The following is a 5127-nucleotide window of genomic DNA, read 5'->3' on the forward strand; positions in this document are numbered from 1 at the left end:
TTTATATAGTTGGGGTCGCCCCAGTTGGTCTTGTTTTTAACTTGTGATTTCGTCATGCCAATAGAGGCGCTAGGTTTTTTAGTTAGCTGAGCCTTGTAAGCCGCTTCCTTTTTACCCTCTTCCGTATCTTCGTAATACACAACCTTAACTTTTTTAATAAAACTATCGAAATTACTGCTAGGATTTACATTAGTTAGTAACACCTGACCATTGCTACCTATGGCTACGTTTTTATTGCTGACACTCTCATCACCTGATAATGCGTAATAAGCCCTCTCAGCATAACTCATTTCTTTCTCGTCGCTTAAATAAGATAAGTTAGGATCACCGTATTTTTCAGAGTCTTTGTAGTAAGTGACTTTAACTTTCTTATTAAAATTATCAAAAGCGTAGCGATCAGTAATCACTGCATTAGTTATGAGATGCAAGGTATTGTTAGGGGTAAATACTATCTCTTGCGACGCTTTATTAGTTTGCTGAGGATTATTTTCGCTAGTAAACGATACGTAAGGCTGCACCTCTGTATCAGCACTAGTATTGACAGCAAACATAACTAATAAAACACCTGCTAATATCTTCATTATTATCTCTTTCTAATGATCTAAGATTAATTACAGTGTACCAAAGGAACCAATGATAATCGGTGACTGTCAGTAGAAAAGCTATAAAACAGTCGTGAAATATCAACACACCCTCAAATTGAGGTTAGGCGCAATGGCTGCAAACAGACAGTAAAACCCTTAGTTTGGACACTAAACGGACACTGTTTGGACACTGAAACTCAGTGACTATTACTCAAAGTCATACACAGCAAGCGATCATTAGCTAATTATCCTCAAGTGAGGCTTGGGGATAATCTTGGTGACCATTGATAATCGTAAGAAAGCGACTTACTGTACAGGTAAAGCCACTTATCGAATTTGACCCCATGAACGATTAAATCAATACCAAAAACCTTCGAGTTAGTCGCAATAAGTACACCTACAAGTACACTGAGCGCACCTATCAAAAAATATTCCTTTATATATCAAAGACTCAATTTATGATGATGGTACCCTACTGGGGAACCGAACCAGTGAAAGCACCTGACACCCTCGCATTGACTGCCATATCATAACCAAAAATATCACCGACGATATGCCTGAGAATAGCCTCAAATTGCAACGGATAACCCCACAGCACGATTCTAGGTGCCAAGCTCGATAAAGATACTTGATAACCTATCAAAGACGCTCAGAACGCAAATTTGAGCCACTGGGGTAAACCTGAGTTTTCGATAGATAACAAAAAACCTCACGCATCGCTTGACTGATAGGTGAGGTTTATCGTTTAATTGGGTAACGGTTACAGCGTGTTGAAGCACACTGTAACGGACAAATAAGCAGTGGCGCTGCGTTATCTGAACAGTATTGAATACCCGTTTAAGGGTTATTTTATCTACATCCTGATCAAAACTCAACTCCCTGTTACGATTTATCATACATAAAACCGTTTATTTATCCGTTATAGCCTTGTGCTGCTCTCTCTGTACTGTACCCGTCAAATGGGTGGCAGGCATCAGTGACGACTGCGTTTGACAAAAGGGTAAAGCTCCCTACAGGGGTTACTAGACAAAGGATAAGAGCAACGCTACGAGTGTTTATATTGTTTTTCGGTGCGGTATATTGGGTGTTAAGCCCTTGCTAGCATAGAGAGCTTGTAAAGGTCATGAGCGTGTCTAGGCGGTGCTATCAACCGTAATCATGACAGGATTGGCTTGATACAGTGACAATCCCCTAATGACGATACTGCCGATTGACGGGTAATAATCGTTTAGGTAATGCACTAAGGTGTTTACAGTCTATCTGTAAGTGCTTTAGGGTGAGTGTTGCCTAAAACTCCTCAACCTCAATCTGGATAATCGGAATAACAACAACAAAATAAGTTAGCTAATTAGTACTTATTGATTGATTAGAGAGTCTATAGTGTTGATGGAGACTACAAGTATTAGTTTTAATAATTACTTATGAAGAGCAAAAAATAGTATTTCTATTGTAATTTTACTTGAATTATACAGATAAGTTGTGTCATAATTGAATGCTAATGTACTATGTTAACATAACTTAATGGAATTTTTATAAGGAAACCTATATTAATTAAATAAAAGTATTAGTAAAATTTAGACTTAAAACTTATTCATAATCGCAATGCTAAATGGCATTTATGCGATTTTTTTGTGTTTAAAAAAGGAGTAAAAGTACATATGGATAATACAGTAGAACAAGCTAATCAAGGCTATATGGTTGATTGGTTGAAAGTAAGAGTAGAAGTAGATCACAATCCAGAAGAACTAAATAGTGCTATACGATTTGATGCAATAAAGACTAGTAATGGTTATGGTGAGCCTATGAAGTCTTATAAAGAAATGTGGATAACAGAACCCAGTTATAGCAACAAATTAAAAGTTAAGTCTACGAAAGATGGTACTTTATTGATTGATGGTAATTTAGGGAAGTGGCTTACAGGGCATAATATTACAGGTAATAGTGATGTTATAGCATTAGTCTATAAGACAGTAATGAAGTTAGCTGAAATAAGCGAACATATAACGCCAACTCAACAACAATTAGACGCTATCCAAAAGGGTTACTTTAAAATCCATGTGATAGATGTAAACAAGGCAATATTGTTCGAAAATAAAGATAAGGCATTGAAATACTTAGAGCGATTGAAGCTTCATGCAAGCTATGCAAGATTTGATAAAGTCGTAAAACCCAATGGTATCTATTTTGGCTATGACAGTCAGCGTAAGACGTTCAAGTATTATCACAAAGGGATTGAAGTCGATATCAATAAGAAATACCAACATAAGACTGATGAACTACAAGCATTAGCTAATCGTATGATTAGATGTGAATTACGTTTAAAGTGGCGTGAGCTAAATGATAACAATCTATTAAACGGTTTTAATTGGACGCCTGAAATAGTAAAACAGTTGATTGATGACGCACATAGTCGACTACGAATGCCAAAACAGATTAACTTTCCTGAAGACTTGCCCAGTAAGTATATACGTTTTATAACATGCTTTAAGGCTGGCTCGTTAGAGGGTTATACGACATCAACAATCGATAGAATGAGAAGGGACTTAATACGATTGTATGGCATTGATTTGCGTGACTTATCATTTTGATAGCAGCCCTAGTACCTCATATATTTTAAATTAATGACCCCTATCTTTTATTGAGGCACTCGTAAGCTGTCGAACACAGACACTCATTGACTATAGTTTGAGTAATCAACTTGTTACATTGACGTATACGGGATAAGGTGAGTTAATATCCAAGGTGCAAATGCATGTATAAAGCCTTATTCTATATAGCTTTAAATATAGTTTGGTACTACTGATATAGTGAGCAATGACTATACTTATTGAGAAGGCTAATAACCTAATAAGCGTAAGACTTACAGTGATATTATCTTATGCTGGATTAAGCATAGTAGAAATATAGAGCGTTATTTTCTATTAAAATAATTACAAGTATTATTCACCTGAGGTTATATTAATGAGATTTATTATATTAACAATATCATTATTAGTTGCAAGCAATACGTACGCTGCCATTGATAATTATCGCTATATCTATCAAGATGATGGTAATAAAATTAGTCTGCTTAAAGAAGAATTAAGAGTAGCTAAGAGCGAATTAGCAGAAGGAAACTTGGAAATATTTAGTAGAGAAATAAAAAATAATTACCAGCATTATGCTAAAGATGAAATAGTGTATATCGTTGGTGATACAAGTAAAAAAGATGTGGGTGCTAAAATAGGGATGACCAAAGATCAAGTGATTAATAAAACCCATTGGGGAGAGCCTGATGGCATTCATACAATCACTGATGATAGTGACGTACTTGATTCATGGACTTACGATATCTTTGGAGATAGAAATGGGATAACTCAAAGTACAGGCACGCTATACTTTTTAAACGGAAAGCTAATTCATAGGATGTCTGGTTCTTAAGCATAGTTAAACTGTATTTTCTATTGGAATAATCCTATTTATTTTAGTGATAGCTCTGAGAGCTACGTAGAGGCTTTTTTAGCGTAGATAATAAATTTAAGCTACCATTCATAGAAAACCTATTACAAGCTGTTATAGGGGCTTTATAGTTAGCTCACGCAATAGATAAGAGTAAGAGAAGCTAGCAAGTTGAAATAATCCTAATTATTTTTTAATTAGAAGTCTCTTGTCAGCTAGTTTATAACCATATGTTGTGCATTTTGTTGTACATATCAGACAGTGAAAACCTACAGACCGCTAAAACAATTGGGAAACAGACGACAGGTCGATGCCTCTACAGCGCACCGATCACGATTTACAGACATCTACCCCACTGGGGACTATGCTCAGTCACAAATGGTGATTATCCCCAAAGATGAGGACACCCTATAGCATCCATTTTATTCAACAAATATAAGGTATAATTAATAATTTTTTAATTTAGGTTGCAGCTATGGCATTAGTAAATTGTCCAGAATGTTCACATCAAGTAAGTAATACAGCCATTGATTGTCCGTCTTGTGGGACATCTTTAAATAAACTCAAAAGAAGCTTTTTTGGAAAAATCTTTAAGTGGTTATTTATTTTATTCAACATTTTTATGCTTGTTGCATCATTCAAAGCTTGTGGAGGAGTTTCTGAAGTCTATACATCTTCTCAAAATGAATATGAACAAGCAGGTGCAGCAATTGGAACAACGATTGGAATGGGGCTGATGTTAACGATTTGGGTCTTTATAGATGTCATTTTAGGGCTATTTGTCTTATTCACTAGACCAAAGAGATAAGTAAAAGCAAGCTAGTTTGATCTTAAAAAAGCCGACAGTTTGTGTTCTAGTATAGGAGTCAAACTCATTTTTACTGCTGTATGGTTGTTAACTTCCCGTTATCAAAATATAGATATTGATAATCGTCATAAACCCATTGTTCGTGAGTACCGTATTTATTGGTAGTCGTTTTTATATAGTTGGGGTCGCCCCAGTTGGTCTTGTTTTTAACTTGTGATTTCGTCATGCCAATAGAGGCGCTAGGTTTTTTAGTTAGCTGAGCCTTGTAAGCCGCTTCCTTTTTACCCTCTTCCGTAT

3 protein-coding genes and 2 pseudogenes are annotated in these 5127 nt (G+C 35.8%); 3 read left to right on the top strand and 2 right to left on the bottom strand.

Annotated elements, in window-relative coordinates; genetic code table 11:
* Positions 1-581: pseudogene (locus KPY62_RS13840) on the bottom strand (hypothetical protein); the annotation flags it as partial.
* 1661 nt (positions 582-2242) lie between these two features.
* Here KPY62_RS13840 and KPY62_RS13470 point away from each other — a divergent pair.
* From KPY62_RS13470 to KPY62_RS13480, 3 genes are all read left to right on the top strand, one after another.
* Positions 2243-3172, top strand: coding sequence for a phage/plasmid replication protein, II/X family (locus tag KPY62_RS13470; RefSeq protein WP_216583461.1), 930 nt, complete (start codon positions 2243-2245; stop codon positions 3170-3172).
* Positions 3173-3545: 373 nt separating this feature from the next.
* On the top strand, positions 3546-4004 hold the full coding sequence (locus KPY62_RS13475) for a hypothetical protein (RefSeq protein WP_216583462.1): 459 nt from the start codon (positions 3546-3548) through the stop codon (positions 4002-4004).
* A 493-nt stretch (positions 4005-4497) separates the two neighbouring features.
* Positions 4498-4830 carry a zinc ribbon domain-containing protein gene (locus tag KPY62_RS13480; protein WP_216583463.1) on the top strand — a complete coding sequence of 111 codons (333 nt, stop codon included), beginning with the start codon at positions 4498-4500 and terminating at the stop codon, positions 4828-4830.
* A 70-nt stretch (positions 4831-4900) separates the two neighbouring features.
* On the opposite strand, the pseudogene KPY62_RS13485 reads toward KPY62_RS13480, so the two are convergent.
* A pseudogene (locus KPY62_RS13485) lies at positions 4901-5127 on the bottom strand (DUF2845 domain-containing protein); the annotation flags it as partial.

The organism is Psychrobacter sp. TAE2020 (genome assembly GCF_018919485.1).
In the GTDB taxonomy this organism is placed as follows: domain Bacteria; phylum Pseudomonadota; class Gammaproteobacteria; order Pseudomonadales; family Moraxellaceae; genus Psychrobacter.